Annotated in this window: 15 protein-coding genes; 5 read left to right on the top strand and 10 right to left on the bottom strand. The window is 46.1% G+C overall.

What is annotated here, in order from left to right; all coding sequences use genetic code 11:
- Positions 1-117 precede the first annotated feature (117 nt).
- The 4 genes from csdE to R7Z47_RS11740 all read right to left on the bottom strand — a co-directional run bounded on the left by csdE (position 118) and on the right by R7Z47_RS11740 (position 3,307).
- The gene (csdE, locus tag R7Z47_RS11755) at positions 118-546 is read right to left on the bottom strand and encodes a cysteine desulfurase sulfur acceptor subunit CsdE (protein ID WP_262606831.1); all 429 of its coding nucleotides are present in this window, start codon (positions 544-546) and stop codon (positions 118-120) included.
- Positions 547-565: 19 nt separating this feature from the next.
- Positions 566-1,375 (bottom strand): tRNA cyclic N6-threonylcarbamoyladenosine(37) synthase TcdA, encoded by an 810-nt coding sequence (tcdA, locus tag R7Z47_RS11750; protein WP_005380241.1) that lies wholly within the window; start codon positions 1,373-1,375, stop codon positions 566-568.
- A gap of 99 nt (positions 1,376-1,474) precedes the next feature.
- The gene (gene mltA / locus R7Z47_RS11745) at positions 1,475-2,578 is read right to left on the bottom strand and encodes a murein transglycosylase A (RefSeq protein WP_012841480.1); all 1,104 of its coding nucleotides are present in this window, start codon (positions 2,576-2,578) and stop codon (positions 1,475-1,477) included.
- Positions 2,579-2,851: 273 nt separating this feature from the next.
- Positions 2,852-3,307 (bottom strand): DUF2850 domain-containing protein, encoded by a 456-nt coding sequence (locus tag R7Z47_RS11740; RefSeq protein ID WP_253657453.1) that lies wholly within the window; start codon positions 3,305-3,307, stop codon positions 2,852-2,854.
- Positions 3,308-3,469: 162 nt separating this feature from the next.
- On the opposite strand from R7Z47_RS11740, the gene argA reads away from it, so the two are divergent.
- Positions 3,470-4,807 (top strand): amino-acid N-acetyltransferase, encoded by a 1,338-nt coding sequence (argA, locus tag R7Z47_RS11735; protein ID WP_213876235.1) that lies wholly within the window; start codon positions 3,470-3,472, stop codon positions 4,805-4,807.
- 416 nt (positions 4,808-5,223) lie between these two features.
- The gene (locus tag R7Z47_RS11730) at positions 5,224-5,412 is read left to right on the top strand and encodes a hypothetical protein (protein ID WP_005380230.1); all 189 of its coding nucleotides are present in this window, start codon (positions 5,224-5,226) and stop codon (positions 5,410-5,412) included.
- Positions 5,413-5,460: 48 nt separating this feature from the next.
- On the opposite strand, the gene R7Z47_RS11725 is transcribed toward R7Z47_RS11730, so the two are convergent.
- The 5 genes from R7Z47_RS11725 to recC form a co-directional block, all read right to left on the bottom strand.
- The gene (locus R7Z47_RS11725; RefSeq protein WP_046874995.1) at positions 5,461-5,832 is read right to left on the bottom strand and encodes a hypothetical protein; all 372 of its coding nucleotides are present in this window, start codon (positions 5,830-5,832) and stop codon (positions 5,461-5,463) included.
- Positions 5,833-5,858: 26 nt separating this feature from the next.
- A complete protein-coding gene (locus R7Z47_RS11720) occupies positions 5,859-6,233 on the bottom strand; it encodes a hypothetical protein (protein ID WP_262606830.1) in 375 nt (124 codons plus the stop codon).
- A 156-nt stretch (positions 6,234-6,389) separates the two neighbouring features.
- Positions 6,390-8,537: an exodeoxyribonuclease V subunit alpha gene (gene recD, locus R7Z47_RS11715; protein WP_262606829.1), complete on the bottom strand. Its 2,148-nt coding sequence runs from the start codon at positions 8,535-8,537 to the stop codon at positions 6,390-6,392.
- On the bottom strand, positions 8,537-12,211 hold the full coding sequence (gene recB / locus R7Z47_RS11710; RefSeq protein WP_262606836.1) for an exodeoxyribonuclease V subunit beta: 3,675 nt from the start codon (positions 12,209-12,211) through the stop codon (positions 8,537-8,539). The genes recD and recB overlap by 1 nt, the downstream gene beginning before the upstream one ends.
- A 327-nt stretch (positions 12,212-12,538) precedes the next feature.
- Positions 12,539-16,030, bottom strand: coding sequence for an exodeoxyribonuclease V subunit gamma (gene recC / locus R7Z47_RS11705; protein WP_262606828.1), 3,492 nt, complete (start codon positions 16,028-16,030; stop codon positions 12,539-12,541).
- 252 nt (positions 16,031-16,282) lie between these two features.
- On the opposite strand from recC, the gene R7Z47_RS11700 reads away from it, so the two are divergent.
- Positions 16,283-18,106 (top strand): DUF3413 domain-containing protein, encoded by a 1,824-nt coding sequence (locus R7Z47_RS11700; RefSeq protein ID WP_318130081.1) that lies wholly within the window; start codon positions 16,283-16,285, stop codon positions 18,104-18,106.
- Positions 18,107-18,181: 75 nt separating this feature from the next.
- Here the strand turns inward: R7Z47_RS11700 and R7Z47_RS11695 are convergent, their stop codons facing one another.
- Entirely contained in the window at positions 18,182-19,156 is a 975-nt protein-coding gene (locus R7Z47_RS11695) for a TDT family transporter (protein WP_047102632.1), read from the bottom strand.
- 109 nt (positions 19,157-19,265) lie between these two features.
- Here R7Z47_RS11695 and R7Z47_RS11690 point away from each other — a divergent pair, with 109 nt between their 5' ends.
- Both R7Z47_RS11690 and R7Z47_RS11685 read left to right on the top strand, forming a co-directional pair.
- Complete coding sequence (locus R7Z47_RS11690; RefSeq protein WP_213901505.1) at positions 19,266-20,192, top strand: LysR substrate-binding domain-containing protein; 927 nt, start codon at positions 19,266-19,268, stop codon at positions 20,190-20,192.
- 128 nt (positions 20,193-20,320) lie between these two features.
- Complete coding sequence (locus R7Z47_RS11685) at positions 20,321-20,620, top strand: YebG family protein (RefSeq protein ID WP_005380208.1); 300 nt, start codon at positions 20,321-20,323, stop codon at positions 20,618-20,620.
- Positions 20,621-20,691 lie beyond the last annotated feature (71 nt).

Raw genomic sequence — 20,691 nt, 5'->3', positions numbered from 1 at the left:
AATAGTCGACCATTTGCATATTTTTTATCCATTTGCAAAAAATATCTCAACTCAGATACAAAAAACGCCAAACAGCTAGGCTATTCGGCGTTTTTTAAGAATTGGGAAAATGACTCGTTACATGGCGGTTTGCTTAATCTGCTCTACAATAGCTTTCAAGCCATTACCACGTGACGGGCTTAAATGGGAGACAAGCCCCAGTTGTTCAAAATAAGCATCAATATCAAATGCTTGAATTTGATCGGCCGTTTTTCCGTCATAAGCCGCCATCACCAAGGCAATCAATCCACGGACAATGCGCGCATCGGAGTCCGCACAAAAATGCCAAACGCCACCTTGCTCTTGGCTCACTAACCACACCAAGCTTTCACAACCCGAAACGGTAACTTGTTCTGATTTCAGCTCTTCTGGCATTTGTGGCAGCTTTTTACCCCACTGAATAACCTGACGGTAACGATCTTCCCAGCCTTTAAATTGCTGCATAGTCGCTACAATGTCTTCGCTGGTGATATCTGTACCAAATGGAGAAACGGGAAAATCTGTCATGATGCGCTCTTCTTCTAGTTTACTTCTTATATTTTGAAATCAACTTCTCAACGATTCGCGATACCGCGACAAAGCCAAACGTTGCAGTTACCACAGTCGCCGCACCAAAACCGCTAGCACAATCCATACGTTTTGGGCCTTCCGCTGTCGACTTCACACCACACACTGAACCGTCTGCTTGAGGGTACTTCAGCTGCTCGGTTGAAAACACGCAATCAATACCAAACTTACGAGCCGGATTCTTAGGGAAGTTATGATGACGACGCAGGGTGTCTTTGATTTTCTTCGCTAGAGGATCTTGGATCGTTTTCGTTAAATCAGCGACCATAATCTGCGTTGGGTCAACCTGACCACCAGCACCACCCGTGGTGATCACTTTGATCTTGTTGCTGCGGCAATACGCCAACAAAGACGCCTTCGCTTTTACGCTGTCAATCGCATCTAGCACGTAATCAAACTCTTTGCTTAAGTACTCATGTTGATTGTCTGGCGTGATGAAATCATCAATCAGATTGACTTTACACTCTGGGTTGATCAATTTGACACGCTCGGCCATCACTTCAATCTTGCTTTGGCCAACGGTGCCCGTCATCGCATGAATTTGGCGGTTAATGTTCGTGACACAAACATCATCCATATCAATCAGAGTCAACTCACCGATCCCAGTACGGGCCAGCGCTTCGACCGCCCATGAACCCACGCCACCAATACCAATAACACAAACGTGTGCAGCGCGAAGAATGTCTACTTCACTGTTGCCATAAAGACGACGAGTGCCGCCAAAGCGTTGATTGTAGCTGTCAGATGCTGGGGTATCGAGTTCACGCATATTGAAGTCCAGATGATCGATAGAAAAACAAAGAGTGCGATTTATACGCACTCTTTGATGAAATGTCTAGATAAGAGAGTGTTCCTCTTTCTTGGGTCGCTATTGTAGCTTTTCTGGCGGTAAAGCCCAAGGCGCTTGAGTTGGTGAGTTTTCCAGCCCAAGTTTCCACACTCGACCAAAATGCTTATAGTGCCCTGCTTCCGTTCCTGCTCTCGCACCAATGCCATGATACAGATCCAAATGGTTCTGTTTTACCGCACCACCAGTGTCTAAAACGATCAGCATTCGCAGTTGATGCGCACCGCTCCACGTACCATCGGCATTCAACAGCGGCACTTCCGCCAAGATTGGTGTGCCCATTGGTAAGATAGAACGATCGCCTGCGACGGCAGCCATTGGCAACAAAGGAATACCAGCCGACCCCGTTACTGGCGCTTCCGCTTTTGGCGCAAAGAAAACGTAAGAAGGGTTTTGCTCCAACAACTCGCGCACTGTCGCATCGTCGTTGTCCATCACCCACTCTTTAATCGCTTTGAGAGACATTTTTTCACGCGGCACTTCACCACGTTCAATCAAAATTCGGCCAATGCTGACGTAAGCTTTGTTGTTTTTACCCGCGTACGCAAAGTACTCCAACGTATCATCATCTTCAAAATGCACATAGCCACTGCCTTGCACTTCCATCATAAATGGGTCGATACGATTAGGCGCGTAACCTAGCACCAAACCTTGTCCATCTAGTGCCCCGTTGTAGATCTCCGCGCGAGTCGGACAATCTGATGAGCAGTTTGGCTTGCCATAAACTGGGTACTTAAAAATGTCGTTTGGTGTATGACGCAGTTCCATCACGGGAGAAAAGTATCCGGTAAACAGCACATTACCTTTTTTATCACCACCACCCAATTGCGCGGCTTGAATGCCAAACGCACTCAACGCACTGGTATCTCCGCTCTGTTGCGCCCACTCACTTAATCGTTGATATAGCGGTTGGTACATCTTCGCCATGGATGGTGACTTTATCACCACTTGCTCAGCTTGCTTGTTAAATTCAGTAAAATCGCGTGGTTTGTTAGACTCAACCACATCCACTTGATTGAGGATCTGAGGAAACTCACCATCAAGATATTGCTGAGCACGATCATTTTGTTGAGCACAGCCAAAGAGTAGGCTCAAAGAGATAATAGGAAGGAGTTTTTTTAACACGTGTCTTTTCCGTAAAAGAGAATAGCAAAAGGATGGCAAACAAATGCATACGGTGCAATTGAAAAGCAACGACAAAATGTTTCAACGCTAAGCCAATCCGTTTACTCGTTGTGAATTCATTCAGTTAATGCAACATGATAGCAGCGGAAGAATTACGGAATTGTCCGGATTATGTTTGAAAGTAAGATTTACTGATTGAGAGATGAAATTGTGATCATCCATGTGACTCACAGACGCAAGAGATCTCTGCTTAACAGACAAAGATAAAAACGACTATCTTACCGCAATCCTTGCACGCCCCTCTAAACGGAATACAGGTAGATAATGTGCATTGGCATCCAGCTTCATTTCTGCATGCTGCTTACCCACAATATTGAAGTGCCGCTCATTTGAACCCACTCGATACGAAAACGAATCCCCATCGAATTCAAAACTGGTCGCCACTGTAGAACCATTTACGGTAACACCGCGCTCACTCAACACAAATTCTTCACGAGCATAAGGCGCAACATCTTGCTCAACCCAGCGACCATAAATTGTCGATTTGGGAATGGGTGGATTAATGGTTCGAGTAATCAAATCACTATACAGCATGCACACGACAACGGTTCCAACTATCGCTATAAGCATGAGAGAACGCTCTAGCCACTTACGAAGCATTGATTTAGATGACGTTTTTGACAGATTGGAAGCAGTGATCGCAGCATTCTTATTAACAGCAGAAGACATGAGGTTCACGTATTGAGGAAAGACGCACCCATTGTAACCTTCCCTTTTAACTGGACCAAGAACCTACCTCAATATGTTTGTGCTTTATTCCAAAATTTCACCTTGCCACCAAGTGAATAAAAAGGCATCATTTCAACATAATTAAACAAAGGAATGGCTGTAGTGAAAATTCGTAGTACTGCTCTCGTAAAAGGATTCCGTCAATCAACCCCTTATGTCAATGCTCACCGCGGAAAAACCATGGTGATCATGCTGGGCGGAGAAGCCGTCGCACACAAAAATTTTGGCAACATTATTAATGATATCGCCCTCATGCACAGCCTCGGAATCAAAGTCGTGGTGGTGTATGGTGCACGTCCTCAAATTAATCAGCTGCTAGAAAAACAAGACCTCACTACGCCTTACCACAAAAATATCCGCATTACGGATGAATCGGCTTTATCTGTTGTTATGCAAGCTGCCGGACTACTTCAGCTTGCGATTACTGCGCGCCTATCAATGAGCCTCAACAATACTCCGATGGCAGGTACCCAGCTCAATGTCGTTAGCGGAAACTACATCATAGCCCAACCACTCGGCGTTGATGATGGTGTGGACTATTGCCATAGTGGACGCATTCGCCGCATTGACACCGATGCTATCAACCGCACTCTTGATCAAGGTTCAATTGTTCTGCTAGGTCCCATTGCTAGCTCTGTGACTGGCGAGTGCTTCAATTTATTATCGGAAGAAGTCGCCACCCAACTAGCGATAAAGCTGGGTGCGGATAAGCTGATTGGTTTTTGCTCCGAACAAGGTGTCATTGATGACAACGGCAATGCTGTCGCCGAGTTACTACCAATTGAGGCGGAGCATGTCATCAAAACGCTTTCTGAAAATACGTCTCCTGACCTAGATTACAACACTGGGACACTGCGCTTTCTTAAAGGCTCTATTGCCGCTTGCCGTGCCGGAGTACCTCGTAGCCACTTGATCAGTTATAAAGTAGATGGCGCCTTAATTCAGGAGTTGTTCTCTTTCGACGGTATCGGTACCCAAGTTGTTATGGCGAGTGCTGAACAAGTGAGGCAAGCTAATATTGACGATATTGGCGGTATCTTAGACCTCATTCGCCCGTTAGAAGAACAAGGTGTACTCGTTAGGCGCTCTCGAGAACAGCTAGAGCAAGAGATTGGAAAATTTACCATCATCGAAAAAGACGGCTTGATTATTGGCTGTGCTGCCCTTTATCCATACCCAGAAGAGCGCAAAGCTGAGATGGCTTGCGTAGCGATTCACCCTGACTATCGTGATGGGAACCGAGGTTTGTTACTGCTCAACTACATGAAACATCGTTCTAAATCCGAAACCATTGATCAGATTTTTGTCCTCACGACACACAGTCTGCATTGGTTCAGAGAGCAAGGTTTTTACGAAGTCAGTGTCGACTATTTGCCCGGAGCCAAACAAGGGCTATATAACTTCCAGCGTAAGTCAAAAATCTTAGCGCTAGATTTGTAGCTTAACCTTAAATCACGAAGCAAAATTTAACGCTCCGCTATACCAAAACCTCAAGGTGCGGGATTCAGCTCATTAACGCTCAACCCTGCACATCGAGCTTGTTTAGGAACGAGTTTGTTTAGGAGTAAGGCCACACATAAACCCTACTCCGGACTAGCGAGTCATCATATAAACACCAACTTAGAAATACGCAAACCATTGCTTGATTTTCGTTCCAATTTTATCTTTTAAATATACATTTGGTTGGCTATACTCTGCTCGCTAGTGATTGGTTTTTAACCAATACGAATGGATCTAGGTGATGTAATGTAGCCTTCACCCTAAAATACTGGGCAATTGAAAAACTAGTTAGCTCCGTATTGCACACCAAGGACAGTTGTTAATCTGACTTTAAATAAGCCGAGACGAGCACTGTTATGAGAACAATCATTTGTAATTCGCTTCAAAGCTTCTGGGATATGGCTGACAATCAGTTTTTAGAAGGCCTAGACGTCCACTGTGTTTTCCCCGTAAATGACGCTATCCGAGATTTTATTCTTGCTTATCAACAGCAATACAAAATACGCAGCGTGTCTTTTACCAATGCGTTTGCAAAACATGCATAAAAGAAGACCGAGCCATAAGCTCGGTCTTCTTTTACGTACGTAATCAATTCAAAACAAAATCATAGCCAACAAAGATGCAAAAATAGTGACTACGATAAAGATTAAAATAGTCCAGTACACTACCCCAATACTTATGAACCACTTTGGGCAAACTCTACGAATATCTGTTAGCTTTCTTTTTTTGGCCAACTTAGGAAATGCAACTGCGGCAACAAGGGCTAATCCATGTATTAAGGCCCCAAAGTGACATCCAGAAACTAAAGCAAGCTCAATATCTGTATAATGCTCACTAGTGTACGCATAGCGCTTTACTTTTTGTGGCGTGATAACAATAAGCAAAATACCTACTATCAGGTACCAAAAAACTAACAAAGCACCTGCAACAAAAAATGTAATAAAAGAGACTTCTAATAACTGCAAACTTCACCGACCTTCTATTCCAGCTCTCAAGTAATAGACATCCAAACCACCATTGAGCCTAAAGTGATCATAGCTAGAAGCAACAAAACGCTTATATAAATACGGCAAATTCCGATGAATAGACCGGAGCAAACTTGATGAATATCAGCAAAGCCCCTTCTCCTCGCTAAAGTTGGTAAAGCGACCGCCGCAACTAAGCCTACACCATGTACTAAAGCACCAAAGTGACAACCCGAGACTAAAGCTAACTCTACTTCTGAATAATGTTTCGGATTAAAAGCAAACCGCTTCACCTTTAGTGGTATAAAAAATATAAAAATTGCTCCGATAATAAAGAACCATAAAAACGTGCCTCCTCCGGCGATAAAGAAGGTTAGAAAAGACGAGTCGAGCAATCCCATATTCAGCTGCCTTTGATATGTGAATGAGAAAGGAGAAATATATCGCTAAGAAAGAGCCTTACTCAATAACAATCCATTTTGCATGAAAACGAAATGGCAAATATAAGACCCGCCACAAAGAATCATCTTCGAAAATGTCACAATCACAAGTAAAAATTAATTAGTAAGCCGCTTTACTAACCCACTCGCACGAGTGGTTTTCACCTTAATGCCTCGCTTCAGAACATTAAGTTCGGCGTAAAGAGCTAAACGCTTTTTCGCGCGGGTAATGCCTGTGTAAATCAACTCACGGGTTAATATCGGGCTAAAGTCTGGTGGCAAAATCATCAGGGTGTAATCAAATTCACTGCCTTGCGATTTATGGATGGTCATAGCGTAAGCCGTTTCATGTTCAGGTACTCGGCTTGGCAAGACCGATTTCACACTGCCGTCAGGTAACTCGAAAAAGACTTTCAAACGCGGTTCTTCTTCACTGTCATCTCGCATGCAAATACCAATATCACCGTTATACAAACCTAAACCGTGATCATTACGCGTAACCATGACGGGTCTGCCGTGGTACCAAATTTCATCCTGAACTTGAATGAACTTGCGCGCCGCGAGCGCTTTCTCGATGCGCTGGTTTAGCCCAGCCACACCAAAGTCACCTTCACGGATCGCGCACAGCAGTCGGCATTGGTTGAAAGTATCTAACACCGCTTTGGCTTTGTGCGTTAGCGACTCTGGCTTTCCGGTTTTAGGATCAGTTTCCTGTTGTCCAATGCGTTTGAGGTAACGACCGTATTCCTGCACCAACGTCTGCATCATTTGGTTGTAATGTTGACTACTTAGCGCGAAATGTTCGATGTCAGAAAAGTCACGCGCCCAGACGTTATCTACGCTCGCAGCAGAACCTGAGTTAACCGCTTTTGCCAACTGACCAATGCCTGAGCGAGCGTCAAATCGGTAGCTCTTTTGCAGCATACATAAACTATCGGCAATGCTGGAGGCACTGTTCCCCGTATGGGCTAAAGTATCGAAACCCGTCAGTTTTGCGATGGCTGACGCCTGCTCTTTGCCATAACCCAATGCATGGAACGAACAGATATCACCCAACACAGCCCCTGCTTCAACTGAGGCAAGTTGGTCTTTATCACCTAACAAAATCAGCCGCGCATGTTTCGGTAAGGCATCGACCACTTTGTACATCATTGGCAAATCGACCATCGACGCTTCGTCGATAACCAAAATATCCAAATGCAGTGGATTTTGTTTGTTGTGACGAAATTCTGCGCTATTAGGAATCGCGCCCAGCAATCGATGCAAGGTGCTCGATTCAGTCGGAATTTTGGCTTTTAGCTCTGGAGAAACTGGCAGTTCTTGCACTGCTTTACCAATGGACTCGGTTAATCGCGCCGCCGCTTTCCCCGTCGGGGCCACCAACTTGATGGTTAGATTTTTCTCGTGTGTCGCCTGTTCAATCAAAGCAGCAAGCAATTTGGTTACCGTCGTCGTTTTACCCGTACCTGGGCCACCAGAAATCACAGCAAATCGACGAGTTAACGCAACCGCCGCCGCGACTTTTTGCCAGTTCACACAAGCTGAGAGTGGCACAAGTTCATTCAGTGTTTGCAAGTCCTGAACCTTGCGCGCATTGCTAAGCACTGCATCAATGGCGTGCCAATCCAACGATTCGCTTGCGACCACATCAAGGTGATCACATACCAATTGCTGGCGCAACACTTGGTTGCTGCTTCCCGCTTCTACTGCTTTGCCTAACGCGTTAAACAGAAAATGGTATTGGCGTGCAAACAAATGGTTGAGCAACTCCGATAATCGCACAAACTCTTGTGGTTGCAAGTTAACTGCGGCGCCCAACTGATTGAGCTTTTCCGCCAGTGTCACTTCATAATGCCAATAGCGGTGCAGATACAGACGCTCGCCATCGAACATCAGCGGCAAGGCTTCTCCTTGCGCGCCGACCAAGTTGGAATTTTGTAATACTTGAATCCAGTCTATGCCTTGCAACTGTGTATTGAGCGCCAATGCCGACTCACCAAACAGCCCTAGCTTACTGGCTAAATCCGTAGATTGCCCTTGTGCATCGAACAGAGACAGACAGATATGTCCTTTGCCGAGCTCACTACTGACAACACCCGCGATAAACGCCAGTGCTTGGCTATCCGACTGTTCATCATGCGTTTGAGAGTCAATAAAACAGGCGAATTGGTAGTCGAGCTGACGAATAGCACCTTTGTGCGCCAAGCGTTCCAGCACTACCAATAGACTATCTTGGTCAGAATGAAGATTGTGATTTGTCGTCATTAAAGTAGCTCCATCTGCCCGGCTTGAGTTGAGCGCGTTTCAAGTGCTTGACCATCAATCAAACGATCCATCTCTTGTAAGAAGTCTAAGGTTGGTTTCGCGGCAAAAATGCCGTGGTCACTCTGCCCATCCATGCCGCGCAAGAACAAGTAATACACGCCACCGAAGTGATGATCATATTGATAATTCGCCAATCGGCTGCTTAGGAAACGATGCAGTGCTAACGCATAAATCTGATACTGCAAATCGTAGCGGTGATCCGCCATCGCCGATTTCAGAGCCTCACCATGGTAGCTCGTCACATCGTCGCCAAGATGATTCGATTTCCAGTCAAGCACGTAGTATTTACCTTGATGTTCAAACACCAAGTCGATAAAACCTTTGAGCATACCTTGCACGGTTTGGAAACCTAAATCCCCCGCTTTCGCCGACAACGGATCGTGACGTTGAATGACTCGGTTTAACGCCGGTGCAGACAAAACTTCAATCGGCAGCAAAAATTCCATCTCCACCAAACGTTGCGACGGTGCTTTTTGATTCAGCAGCAAAGACTTACCATCCAACGGCGTTGCGAGTACGGTATCAATCAATTGCTGTAAAATGGGCAACCACTCTTCATCGAGCTGTTCGCTTTCCATCAAGCCAAGGATGATTTGTGTATTCTCTTCCGTCGCGGCTGGCTGAGTAAATTCAATTTCCTCAAACAGGCTGTGCAGGAACGTCCCCGGACGCGCACCGCGAGGGAAGGTAAAAATAGAACGCTCTGGCTCCACCAAATCCGCTTCGTCTTGTTCTTCAGATGAGTCGATATCAAAACCTGTAATCTCAATCGTGGCATCATGCTCGGCGTGATGAGAGCCTTGCTTGACCAAGCCAGAATAACTGGTGATGCGCCAGTTTCTGTCGATAGGGTTTTGCAGTTCTTTCGCGCTAAGATCGTATATTTCTTCTTGTGGCGCTACGTACTTCTCTTCGAGTTGCTGCGGCGGATCGGCCACAACGACACAATCAAGCTCGTCTTGTTGCTTTGTTAAACCTTGGTGCAAATCGTTAATGCCACCTTCTTGACCATTTTGAATCAAATAGCCAATCGCACTGCGGTGTACACCAGTTGGCTCTTTGGTCGAACGGCCATTGCGCAACGGTGAGGCACCGATAAAACACGCATAAACAGCACGCGTTAGTGCCACGTATATCAAGCGTAAGTCTTCCGCCAAACGCTCTTTGTCCGCTTGCTTCATGGACGCATCGTTGCCAGTGATATCCAGTACCGTGCAGTCATTGGCTGCATCGTAATATTTGGCTTCACTGGCTTCTCGATAGCTGAACACAAACGGCAGAAATACGAGGTCATACTCCAAGCCTTTTGATTTGTGAATAGTTACGATCTGCACTAAGTTACGTTCCGATTCTAAACGTTGGATTTGGTCATCACTGCCACCCAAACCGTTTTCCGCATCACTGATAGACTGAGCGAGCCAACGCAGCAGACCGTGGTCGCTATCCAATTCATTACTGGCTTGTTGAAGCAGTTCACCGATGTGCATTAAATCGGTAAGTACTCGCTCACCATTTTCACCCTGTGAGCTTGCACCCTCTTCTAGTAATCGCTCAGCAATATGGCGTTTGCTGATCACCGCGCGCAACATCGGCAGCACACCACGTTGAACCCAAAGTTTGCGATATTCTTTGAATTCGTTAACAGCGTTTTCCCACACGACTTCATCGTTATTAAGCGCATCCAAACTTGCTGCATCGAGGGCAAACAGCTCAGAGGCAAGACTTGCACGCAGCGCACGATCATTTTCTGGAGTCAGCACCGCTTGCAGCAAACGCTGTAAATCCTGCGCCACTGAACTGGTAAACACACTGTCTCGGTTAGACAGGTACACGCTGGCAATGCCTTGGTCTGCCAGGGCTTGTTTGACCATTCGACCTTCACTACCTGTTCGAACCAACACCGCGATATCGCCCGCTTGAACCGTTTTCTGTTTTTCGCCATTCACCAGACACGCTTGCCCCTGTTGAGCCTGCGTCAAAATGGTTTGGATTTGGCTTGCGGTCGCCTCTGCCATTCGAGTCAAATACTCGCCTTTTGGTAGCGGTTTATCGTCCGCTTCTTGCAACCAATAAGTCAGCGCCGGTTGCTTTTGGCCACCCATAGTCCAAATGCGTTTTTCGGCATTGGGACTGTACTTAACGGGTAAGAACGGAATATCCGAATCATAGATAAATGGACTATCGGGCAAGGCAAACACTTGGTTCACCGCCTGCACCATATCTGCGCTAGAACGCCAGTTGGTTCCTAACGTGTAGTGGGCACTTACTTGGTTACGCGCTTTGATATAGGTGAAAATGTCTGCGCCACGAAAGCCATAAATCGCCTGCTTGGGGTCACCGATCATAAACAAACCACATTCCGGGTTGTTCAGATAAATACGGCTGAAAATACTGTATTGAAGCGGGTCGGTATCTTGAAACTCGTCAATCATTGCGACAGGATACAAAGTACGAATACGCGCCGCTAAAAGCTCGCTTTCGTCCGTATCGATAGAAGCAGAAAGTTGCGTCAGCAAATCATCGAAAGAGAGCCACTGTTTTTGATTTTTCGCGTTGGCCAGCATCACTCGACAATGCTCAATCGCATGCGCAAGCAGTGGCGCTTTTAAGCTGATTGGATTGGCAAGAAATGTTTCAATGGCTTCAAATACCGCATGCTGCGGCGCACTGCCTTTCGGTGTTTTTTCCAACAAGACGTTTTGCGCGAATTTCTCCAGCTTGTCTGGATAATCGTAACCTGTAGTTTCCGTTGCCGCCCAAGTGTTTACCACCTCCAACCACGTCGGCAGAGACTTTTTGGTATAGCTACGTTTGTTAATATCTGAATCTGAAATTAGCGTTAAGAAGTCATCTTGGCTTTCTCGCCACTGTGCTTTTAATTCATCAATTTTTTTCAGATTTTCAGTATGAAGATCAGCCAAACTGCCTTTCATTGCCGGAACAGAAAGGCTTAACGGCGCACCAGTTAAGTAATTGCTGATGTCAGACAATAACGCAGATGGAGAGCCCCATAGCTGGCGAATTTCTCCAGCCAAGGTAAATGGCAACGGGTAGAAATTGCGGCGCCAGTAATCGGCTACAACTTGCGCTTTTAGGTGACTTTCATCGGTCACAAACTCGTTATTAAATCGGCTGCCAGATTCAAACGCATTTTGCGTTAGCATACGTTGGCAAAAACCGTGAATGGTGTAGACCGCCGCCTCGTCCATCTGACGCTCTGCCTGCAATAAAATTTCTGCGGCTTGCTTGTGATCGTCAAACTCATTAAGCAAAGGTTGGATCACCGGATCGGAACTCTGTCCACGCGCAAACGCGATTCGCGCGTCATGGATCCTTGCCCTGATACGATCGCGTAATTCCGCAGTTGCCGCTTCGGTAAAGGTTACGACCAGAATTTGGTCGACTGTAAGCGGTACGCGATGTCGAGTTTCCTCGCAGCCGTGACCAAGCAAAAGGCGCAGATATAAACCTGCAATAGTGAAGGTTTTACCTGTACCTGCTGATGCCTCGATTAACCTCGCGCCATGCAGAGGAAACGTCATCGGTTCTAGTGGCGTTGGTTGAGGTTGCTCTGTGCGGTCTAACGTATGTAGAGGACACTCTGCACCTGACATTTGATCCATAACGCTGAATCTCTCCGGATTATTTACTAGGACGTATCACCTAATAAATGTGATCTATAGTTAAAAATTCTATTAATATGTTTAACAAGTTGGATAATTTAGAGCTTTGTGAGATCTTTCTCACGGTTATCCATAAGACGTACCGTTAGTATGCGCCCCATGAGATAAGCCAAACCTTTTTGGCGGCACAACTCAAATGAATTAAACAAAAGTATCATGGTCCCTCTGACCTTGTGGCCGTACAGCGAACGCCCTACAAAAAATAATGATTTTCTGGCGGCCACCCTACTCTTCCTTCTCTTTATCCAACTTTCTTTATCACGCTTTTACATCATCAGCGTCTTGAACCGCTAAGCGCGCACCTTGCAGTACTAATGCTGTCAGCACACGAACTTCTGAGGCCAACTCATCATTCCAAGCAGGCCAAATTCGAGAGATGTACGCATTATTGCCTTCGCCCGGGCTCATGAAACCATCATTGAATGCGTCAGCCATTTTCTTCAAAGATTTCTCTTCGTCATCGACCCACTGACCACGGCTAAAGCCCGCTTCAACACAAGCCAACGCCGTTTTCGGGAAATAAGGCAAAGGCTTAGTCATGCCTTCGAAGAATAAGCGAACTAATTCAGTCAGTAGATGTTTGGCATAATGCACATCGGCAATTTCTGGGTAGATCAAATGCAGCGCGCCTTCTTTACGATCGTAACCAATGATGTGGGTTTTCTTAGCATGACCCGACGCCGACATGGCAAGGTGATCGATCCACGCTGCAAGGTAATCCTGCGAGCGAATCTTACCGCTTCGATAGCGAATCAAACCGGATTGGTAGCATTGAGTTAGCCAACCAGTCAGGCGAACGTTTTTCTCTTCGCCTTCATTTCGCTCAAATAAGGAGTCAAACGTCAGGTCGATTTCCAAATCGTCTTGAGGCGCACCAGATAAAAACGCCAGTTTGTCCACCAGCTCTTCCGCCTGAACTCGGTTGGTTTCAAACTCGATATCACCAAACGCCCCCACCGGCAGTTTGCCTTGCGCGCGCTGTTGACTCATAAAGTGTTTAAGCACCTCTGTTTTTTTCTCAGGCTGCATCAATGTCGTTTCAAGCAAGGTTTCTAACAGCTCATCACGCATTTGATAACTTTCCAAACCACCTAAAACAAAGGGTTCGTCGTCTTCCATCACCGGCAGTGGCGGCTCAAAGATTACTTTTAAGCGACGATTGAAAAAATACTGCACCGGTAAGCGCCAGAAACGTTGCAACTCGACTAAGTCGAGCTCAAGTGGGAACGTCGCTCCTAACAGATAGTCGTCTAATGCACGATTAAAATCACGACGAACATAGCCTTGCGATTGACTACTTTGAGTCAATGCCGCTGGAATCCACTCTTTCGCGTAGCTGGCGTGCGTGCCTTGGAACGCACTTGGGCTAAACGGCACCATGGCGTGGGTATTCACCAACGCATTTAATAAGTTGTCGCCAGACTCATCAACGGGCAACGCTTCATCACCACTTAAACAATAGTTTTGGTGGCAGTATTCCATCAGCTCAGAAACCAGAACCGAAGGCACTCGCTCGGTGTTGTCTTGGATTGAACGGCCAACATAACTGATGTAGAGCGTTTGCTGTGCCGATAGCATTGCTTCGAGGAATAGGTAACGGTCATCATCTCGGCGCGAACGGTCGCCCGGCTTGGTTCTTCCCGTCATCAAGTCAAAGCCTTCTGGCGGCATAGAACGCGGGTACACGCCGTCATTCATCCCCAGCAGACATACGGTTCTAAACGGAATAGATCGCATCGGCATCAGGGTACAAAAGTTCACTTGACCAGCCAGGAAGCGCTGGCTAACTCGTGTTCCAGATAATTTATTTTGAAGGTATTGGCTGATGATCGACGGCGATAACGCATCATCAAATGCCGCATCAGCTAGCTGTTCTTTCAGTTGGCTCAGGGTATCTCGAATCGACTTAAGCGCCATTTCCCCTTCTAGCTCAACAGAGAAGAAGTCATCCAACATCGCCACCAAGGTTTCACACCATGCATCAATCGACTGAACATGAGAAAGTTTGCGGCGATATTGGCTAATTTGTTGAATAAAATGGGCTAACTTACCAGCAAGTTCTGCGCCCATGCCTTGCACTTCATTGTATGGTGAGAGGCTACCTTCTTGCGCTTCAAACAAACCGGCAGATTCTGGCATCGCGTAACCTAATAACATACGCTGAATACCAAATTGCCATGTGTTTTGGCGTGTTTCTGGCAGTTCAAATTCGCTGCCGGTATGGCTATCTAGCCCCCAGCGAATGCCGGATTCTTCCACCCATTGTTTGGCTTGAAGGAAATCATCTTCGCTTAAGTCGAATCGCTTTAATATCGCCGGCGTTTCTAACAGCTCAAGTAATTCAGAAGCCAAGCAACGTGTATTCGGTAAATTAACAAGTTGCATGAAAGCCGCCAAAATTGGGCTTTCTTGATCGGCCGTTCGGTCTGAAATCGAGTAAGGAATAAATCGCTCACCCGGCGCATTGCCGAACACCGCCTGAATCGCAGGGCTGTAGGCATTGATGTCTGCCACCATGACAATAATATCGCGCGGTTTCAGTGTCGGATCGGCATCGAACATTGCCAAAAGCTGATCGTGTAGCACTTCCACTTCTCGCATTGGGCTGTGGCAAGAGTGCAAGCTCAGAGATTTATCACCCAAACTCACCACTTGTTTGTGATGACTGTTTTCAATCTGTTGGTCATCTTGATGTTCTTCAAGATTGAGAATATCCGCTTGCAATTGATGGAGCAGACTGTCGCGCTCAACATCAACAAAGGCTTCGATTTCATGAGATTCCAGCTGAGACAACAGATACATATTGTCGCGCCCGAGTTTACCCATGGATGCCAACAGACTGTTTCCGACCACATCGGTGTGCAGCTCATCGATCACATTATCTTCCAATGAACCTTTCAGTTGCTCAGTTTCACCTTGCACTTCCGAGTGATCGTCCTGCCACACAACGTGCTGACGATGTTTCGCCGCCAAACGAGCCAGATATTTGCGATCTCGAACTTCACCCCAATAATAACGACAAGGGTTAGTGAACATCAGATGCACGTCGATGTGTTCACCAATTGCTTTTAGCGCATCCATATAGCGAGGCGGCAACGAAGAAATGCCAAAAACAAACAAACGCTTGGGTAAATGGTCAAAATTGCAGTTAAAACTCTCTAACGTGTCGATAAAGTGCTCATAAAGGTTGGCACGGTGATAAGGAGACTGCCCTAATGACACAGTGTGATCATACAACGCTTGCCATAAGATCGGCTGCCACGGATGCTCATCTTCCAGCTCTGGCACACTCTGCCCAGCTTCCCAACTTGCGATCCATTCCGGACGATACACCAAGTAACCATCGAAAATATCGGCAATTTTCTCAGCCAGCTGATACAGCTTAGAGTGGTCAATGTCATCTTTGAGGTACTGCGCTAACGGCGAAAACACCTCTTGGTTGAGAAGCCCCGGCAGCAGATGCATCAACTTCCACGTCATCGCTTCTTTGTTAAACGCACTGCGTTTTGGCACGTCTGGCAACACCTGCGTAAACATTTCCCAAATGAAAGTAGCAGGGAGCGGAAAATCAATGTTCGCGGCAACACCAAACTCTTTGGCCAATTCCATTTTTAGCCACTGGGACATGCCCGGACTTTGAACCAGAATTTGTTCTTTTTCGAACGGGTTTTCCAGCGGACTGATTCGAATCAGTTCGACAAGGAGTGATTTAAGAACGTCAACTTGGTTGGAGTGATAAACAGTAAACAAATTGGGAATACCGAGCGCCGATTGAAACTGTTAGCTAGCTTAGCACAGCCCCATTTAAACCCGCAGTGATCTCGCGTTCGGAAAAAACAAAAGGTTATATATCACTCAAATAGAGTATGAATCTTCTGAATTTTCACATGTCAATCAAGTCTGACACTTCCATACAAAATGTGACATTCGTCGCAACTATTCCATAATAAAAAACACTGTTTTATACTCCCTCTACCCATAATTTATAAACAAACAAAAAGTATGTTTCGCAAACTGTCTTCCAACAGCGCTTGGCTGATTGCTTTTTTTGCTTGCTTTGCAGTGTACCTGTCGATCGCTTGTTATCCTTTTGTGTTGTCTAACAATCAGAATGAACCGCTAACCTTGTTGCAAGGTTACTATTTGGTTTCGACTCAATATGGCTGGCTGGGCTTGATCGCTCTTCCATTTATGTTGTTGAGTTTATTGCTCTCTTTTCTACCGACTCGAGCATTCAAAGGTATCGTGATCGCTATCGCGATCTGTCTATTGATCATGTTTAAAGTCGATATCCTCGTTTTTCAGCAATACAAACTTCACATCAACGCTCTATTAATCCGTATGTTTTTCGAAGGTGGTGGTGATGTCTTCGATATTTCGTGGATGAGTTGGCTAATCTTCATCAGTGAAATTGCCGTTCTGGTGATCGGGCTCGCTTGTACCGTTTGGGTAAGTAATCAACTGGCACAAAGCCGAGCTAAGTTCGTTTTGATCAGCGTCTGGTTTGCTGTATTGCTTAGCACGCAGATGATTCATGCGTACAAAAACGCACTTTACGACGATGAAGTCAGTCAGTTTTCGAATAACTGGCCACTTTACTACCCGCTGACGGCTCGTAAATTTATTTACAAACACGACCTAGTGGATGAGAACATTGCATCGAAGAACCGCGTAGAGTTAACCAACATTGAACGTAGCTCACTCAACTATCCGCTTGCGCCGATTCAAGTGCAAAGCAAAGAGAAACAGCCCAATGTCTTGTTTATCTTGGTTGACGCGTGGCGCTACAGTGATGCGACGCCGGAAGTCATGCCAAATGTCAGCAAGTTCGCCGAAAAAACGGTGAATTTCACACAACATATGAGCGGCGGCAACTCAACTCAAGCGGGTATTTTCAGCCTGTTTTACAGCTTGCCAGCGACCTACTGGGAAAGCTTTTACGCAAGTCAACGCTCTCCTGTTTTTATGGATACGCTGCAAGCAGAAGGCTACCGCATGGGCATTTTTGGCTCGGCACCGCTCACCAGCCCGCCACTTTCTCGCACGGTATTCAAAAAAGTGTCGGACTTGATCCTGAAACAAACTGGGGAAACAGCTGTCGAGCGCGATCAGCAGATAACAGACAAGTTCATCGAGTTCCAAAAGCAGGATAGCGACAAGCCGTACTTTGGTTTTCTGTTCTACGATGCCGCCCACGGCACAGTATTTCCCGAACCTGAATTTGCGAAATTCAAACCATACTGGGAACGCGTTGACCACATTTTGCTCAACAACGATTTTGACGCTTCGCTTTACCACAATCGATACAAGAACTCGTTGTACTACATCGACAGCTTGATTGGTGATGTGCTGAAAAATGTCGACTTAGACAACACCATTGTGGTGATTTCATCAGATCATGGTGAAGAGTTTAACGACCATAAGATGAACTATTGGGGCCACACGGGTAACTACAGTGACGTTCAAGTACATGTGCCTCTTTACGTGTACATGCCAAATCGTCAGCCAGAGCAAGTTGATTACCGCACGACCCATTTTGACGTCGTGCCAACCATGATGAATACGCTGTTTGACGTTCAAGGCACAACGAGTTCATACAGTGTTGGTCATAACTTGTTTGATAGCTCTGCCTCTCGCGATTGGTATATTGCAGGCAGCTACTACAACTATGCATTGGTCGGCAAAGAACTGATGCTTGTGGTCAACCCTGGCGGGCACTCTCAGCAACTGAATCGTCAGTTAAAAGTCGAGAAAGAACAGAAAGTTCCTGTCGATATCATTCGTCATTCTCTGGATGAGATGTCGCGATTTTACAAAAAAGGCTAGTGTCCAACATCGACGCCGATTGAAATAAAAAAGCCTCTTGGTTGTAAGACCAAGAGGCTTTTTCCTATCTGCTATTTAAGCGTGATGAGCGTGCATCAAGCGTGGCTGAATCAATAAGTTGTTGATGTATTGTAAAGCCACATAAGAGACAACAAATGTTGCCACAATCAACTCAAGACCAGCTAAGCTTCGCACTTGTTGAACATAGTGCGTAGCCAATCCTTGCAACTCCATCCAATTCGCCATTTTAAACAGCGCCGTCGCACCGATCACCATCGGAAAAGTGAACGCCGCATAGCCTGGGCTAAATGGCAGTCTAAGCAATTTAAAGAATGCTAGGTAAATGATGGCTGTCATCAATACCGCGATACCAAATAGCATAGCGATGATCACTGGTGATGGTGTCGCAGTGACCGTTAAGTACCCTGCCAATGATAAACTTGCTGGCGCTGCCATGATTGCCATTGTTGGTTTCGCTGCATCCGGAATTTCATGGGTAAACATGAAACGGTAAATCATCATCGGCAACATGATCGCGTACGCCACCATACCAAACATCAATGCACCTTGTGCCACTGGTGCTAACATCGGGTTGCCAGAGAAAGACACATCCGCAACGATGATACCCACTGGCGGTACAAACCAACTAGGAACCATGTGGTGCAATTCAAAATCTTTGGCGCGATGGTAAACAAAGCTCACCAAGAACACGATGTGCAGAACCACCGCAATCAGCCAAAGCACATCACCAGCCAATGGGTAAAAATGGCCGAGAGAGTTCGATACCACCATAGTGCCCATCGCAAATGTCGGAACCACGCTACCCACAACCGGATGAGCAAGATCTTGTCTCAATAGATGGTTATGTAGCAAAAACTTGGTTGCCAATATAGCCAACAATACGCTCGCGATACCCGCACTAATCCACTGTCCGTAGCCATGTAATTCGGCGAAGTTTTCCCAACTCCAGCCTAAGCTTGCAATACCAAGAGCCAAACCCGCCATCGGAGTTGGTGCTCCCATTACTTTTGCTTTTGTTCTTTGAATCATGATGACCTCAACCAGACTCACTCTTGATGGAGCGTATAATACGCTTGCACTTCGTTCCGATATATCTAATTATTTAAAACAAACGTTCAAAATTACTTAACGGTGGGGTATGGCAAGTCACATTTCTCTTAAACAACTGAAAGTGTTTACGACGATCACGCAGCACAAAACGCTCACAGCAGCTTCTGATAGTCTCTTTTTGTCAAAAGCCGCTGTGAGCATGGCACTCTCAGAATTAGAAAAGCAGATCGGCCATCACTTGTTTGATCGTGTTAATAACCGACTAATTTTGAACCAAGAAGGTCAAAAACTGCTGCCACTGGCGGACGAATTACTCAACCGAGCCAAGGACATCGAGAGCATTTTCGATGGTGACCAAGCGCTATCGGGCCAACTTCGCATTGGTGCCAGCGACACCATTGGCAACCAAGTCGCGCCCTATTTGCTTAGCGAATTTCGTCAGCAAACGAACCATCGTTCTCAAAGCCTGTTCATTTCTAACTCCGCACAAATCTGCGACATGCTGACCGATTACGAGTTAGACATAGCCCTCATTGAAGGCAAAACACTTCACCCTGAATTGCAGTCCACCCAGTTTAGCGAAGATGAAATGTGCGTGATTTGCGCGCCCGATTCCCCAGCCGCGCACGAAGGGCCAGTAAACTTAACCGAGCTAGAAAACAGTGAATGGATATTGCGAGAGGCAGGATCTGGTTCACGCGAATTTTTTATGCGCGTTGTCGCGCCGCGCTTGGAACATTGGCATGAAGCTTTTCAGCTCAATACCACCGAAGCGTTGATCAACTCAGTATCGGCAGGGTTAGGCTTGGGCTGCTTGTCACGTTTGTCTGCAGAACCTGCTATTCGTGACGGCCGCGTAAAACTGCTCGACATGCCTTTAGATATGAAGCGCCGCTTCTGGTTACTGGTTCATAAAGAGAAATATCAAAGCCCATTGCTCAGAACGTTTATCGAATTTTGCCAAGATTGGGAGCGACCAACAAACCTTCCTTTGGGGAATAAATCCGCAAAGTGAAACCAAGATAGTTTAAATGCTAGTCAGTTAGTTGTACGTGTCTCTCATTCTGAGGCTTGTCGCTAGACTTGATTGGTCAAAAACTGTATAAAAAGCCAGTATCAATACACCAAATTAGGGGACCAACCATGGCTGTAATCGTCAAGTACGTGGTAGAACGCAATGGAGAAGAGAAAATGACTTTTACCTCTAAAGCGGAAGCTGACGCATACGACAAAATGCTGGATATGGCAGACGAGTTATTCTCACTGCTGGGTAAAAGTGAACTTCTAGAAGACGAAGGTAAGCAAGAAGATCTTGCAATGTTCCTTGCGCAAAACAAAGAAGAAGTGCTTTACGCTCTGGGTGCAAAACGTAAACCTGCACCAAAAAAAGCAAAGAAGCTTGAAGCTGTTGAAGAAGATAGCGAACAAGAAGACGCTGCATAAGCCTCTCATTTGTTTAGAAAAAACGTCGCATTATGCGGCGTTTTTTTATTCCTTCCGTTTATCTCCATATA

It is taken from the genome of Vibrio sp. 1641 (assembly GCF_033339995.1).
Classification (GTDB): Bacteria; Pseudomonadota; Gammaproteobacteria; order Enterobacterales; family Vibrionaceae; genus Vibrio; species Vibrio alginolyticus.
This window is presented reverse-complemented; position numbering and strand designations above follow the sequence as displayed.